The sequence below is a fragment of the Thiocapsa sp. genome (genome assembly GCF_035467215.1).
Lineage (GTDB): Bacteria > Pseudomonadota > Gammaproteobacteria > Chromatiales > Chromatiaceae > Thiocapsa.
On record NZ_DATITZ010000037.1, the window covers coordinates 1 to 2,927 of the forward strand.

At 66.8% G+C, this 2,927-nt stretch carries 3 protein-coding genes; all 3 read left to right on the forward strand.

All coding sequences use genetic code 11. The features are described from left to right. On the forward strand, positions 1-1,110 hold a 1,110-nt coding region (locus tag VLR48_RS01955; protein ID WP_325290167.1), incomplete at its 5' end, for an LTA synthase family protein. A 217-nt stretch (positions 1,111-1,327) separates the two neighbouring features. Further along, positions 1,328-1,876 carry a hypothetical protein gene (locus VLR48_RS01960; protein WP_325290168.1) on the forward strand — a complete coding sequence of 183 codons (549 nt, stop codon included), beginning with the start codon at positions 1,328-1,330 and terminating at the stop codon, positions 1,874-1,876. Continuing rightward, a partial coding sequence (locus tag VLR48_RS01965) for a heavy metal translocating P-type ATPase (protein ID WP_325290169.1) occupies positions 1,873-2,927 on the forward strand: 1,055 nt, incomplete at its 3' end. The genes VLR48_RS01960 and VLR48_RS01965, both read left to right, overlap by 4 nt.

Here is a 2,927-nt window from a genome sequence, read left to right on the forward strand (position 1 = left end):
GAACTCTCGGCGGATCCGCTCGATCCGGCCTTCCGCGCGCTGTGGGCAGCCTCCGGAAACGCCCATGCCCTCGCGCCCGTCTTCGGCGGCTACACCGCCAACACCGAATTCGAGATCCTCTGCGGCTTCCCCGTGGAGCGCGACAACGTCTTCTTCGAGGGCGGACTGCGCAACGACGTCCCCTGTCTGCCGCGCCATCTGGCAAGCGCCGGCTACCGGTCCTTCGCATCGCACCCCAACGCGGCGTCCTTCTGGAATCGGGTCAATGCTTACCGTCGCATCGGCTTCGACACCTATTGGTCCGACAGCGATTTCGCCCTCGACGACATGAACGAGGTCTTTCTGAGCGACGCCTCGATCTATCGTCAGGTGCTCGAGCGGCTCGGAACGGAGATTCAAGGGCCGACACCGATCTTCAACTATGTGCTGACCTATTTCGGACATCTTCCCTATCCGCTCAACGCGCAGCGCCCGAACGTCGTCAGCGCCGCAGAGGGACACGCGACGGTGGAGGCTTACGCCAACACGATGCACTACAAATCGCGTGAGCTGATGGACTTTCTGCACGAGCTGAGACAGCGCGACCCGGACAGCCTGATCGTCCTTTTCGGCGACCATCTGCCCGCGCTCGGCAACCAGTTCGGCGGCTTCCGCGAATCCGGACTGCTGGCGGCGAACCGCGCTGAGTTCAGCGACACGATGTTCCGAACGCTGGTCGCCACGCCCTTGATCCTGATCGACGGACGACGCGGCGTCGTGAAGACCGGCGACCTGCCCTTCTACCAACTCCCCGGACTCCTGCTGCGTCTCTTGGGGGACCAGCGTCCCTCGATGATGGCCCTCACCGCCCCCGAGTCCGGCTCACCGGTGATCCGCCCGCTCCCCGGCATGCACTTCGCCGACGACGGCGAAACGTTGACCACTTGCCGCGATTTCACTGACCCATCCGCCGTCTGCGCAAGCTCCACCGCCCGGCTTGCAGCACTGCGCGTCATCGGTCGCGACATCTTCGGCGGCGCCCAACACGCGTTGCGCCGCCTCGAGCCCACGCCCGGATTCCGGGCCGCCGCCTCCGCCTCGCACCCGGATGAGCTGAAGCCCAAGCTCTGATGCCGCCGCGACGGGTGCAGGATACGTCCATCGCGAGGCGCGGAAGATCAATCCGCGCCATGACCCAAGCCGGGGCCGTCGAACCCGACAGATCGCGCGGCAATCCATTGCGCCCGCGCGTGTCTAATCGTCGTTAGAATGATCCTCGCCGAACCCGCATCCTGTCCTGCCGCCGCAGGCGGGTTGGCAGCCTTTGGCGATACCGGAGATGTCGACGATGAACTACACCGAGATCATGGACGCGCTGGGCCGGGCGAGTCTGTTCGAGCTCTATCGCTTGAATGCAGCCATCAGCAACCAGCTCGACGATCCGAAGCGCATCCATGCCGTGAAGCAGGCACTGCGTGTCGGTCAGACGGTGCGTTGGTTCGACCATGTCGAGAACAGATTGCAGGAGGCCAAGCTGCTGCGGATCAACCGGACCCGTGCGGAGGTCGAGAATCTCGGTGACGGGACGCGGTGGAGTATCCCCTTCCATCAGATCGATCTGGACGGCGAGGACGTGACGATAGCCACGCAGAGGCGCCAAGCGGTCGACCGCAATCGTCTGAGCGTCGGCGATCGGGTCGCCTTCAAGGATCGCGAGGGAAATGAGCGGTTCGGTCAGGTGGTGAAGCTGAATATCAAGACCGCGTCGGTGCAGGTCGGTACCGTCCGCTGGCGGGTGGGCTACGGGCTCTTGGCGCCCGTGATCGACGGCGCTCTCGGCGAGCTCGTCGACGACCCGCTCGCGCTGCCGGGCGTCTGGAGCCGAGTCGACCCATGACGCAAGAGGTGCGGATCGGTGTCGGCGGCATGACCTGTGCGTCCTGTGTGGCGCGGGTGGAGCGCGCCATCACCCGTGCGCCGGGCGTGGCCTCGGCGACGGTGAACCTCGCCGCGGGGACCGCAATCGTCCACTTCGATGAGGCGACCGTGCCGGCCCTGCTCGATGCGGTGCGCGGCGCCGGTTACGAGCCGGTGGTCGAGTCGGTCACCCTGGGCGTCGGCGGCATGACCTGCGCGTCCTGTGTGGCGCGCGTGGAGCGGGCGATTCAGGCCGTGCCCGGCGTCATCGAGGCGAGCGTCAATCTCGGGACCGAATCGGCGACCGTCAGCTATCTCCCCGCCACGGTGAGCCCCGAGCGCATCGCCCAAGCGATCCGCGCGGCCGGGTACGAGCCGGCCGCGCCCGAGCAACGGGCGGAGACGGACGAGACGCGCAAGGCGTACGAGCTGCGCCGACTCGCACGTGATCTGCGCGTCGCCGCATCTCTGACCCTGCCGTTGCTGCTGATCAGCATGGGGCCGATGGTCGTGCCTGGGCTCCATGCCCTCATGGACAGGCTGGCACCGATGAGCATTTGGGCCTGGCTCGAGCTGGTGCTGGCGACCCCGGTGCTCATCTGGTCCGGGCGACGCTTCCTCGCACGTGGTCTGACCGAGCTTCGTCATCTGAGCCCGGGCATGGACAGCCTGGTCATGCTCGGCAGCGGCGCGGCCTATCTCTACTCGCTCCTGGCACTGACCCTGCCGGGGATGTTTCCCGCAGGGACGGTGCATCTCTATTTCGAGGCCGCCGCGGTCATCGTCACCCTGATCCTGCTCGGGCGTTATCTGGAGGCCGTCGCCAAGGGGCGCACCTCGCAGGCCATTCGACGTCTGGTGAACCTCCAGCCCAAGACCGCCCGTATCGTCGGCCCCGACGGCGAGACCGAGATCCCCGCCGACGCGGTCGTTCCGGGCGACGTCATCCAGGTGCGCCCGGGCGAGCGCATCCCGGTCGACGGCACCCTGACCGAGGGCGGCAGCCGGGTCGACGAATCCATGATCAGCGG

Coding starts and splice junctions, on each gene's coding strand:
- VLR48_RS01960 (WP_325290168.1), top strand. CDS start 1,328: ATGAACTACACCGAGATCATGGACGCGCTGGGCCGGGCGAGTCTGTTC.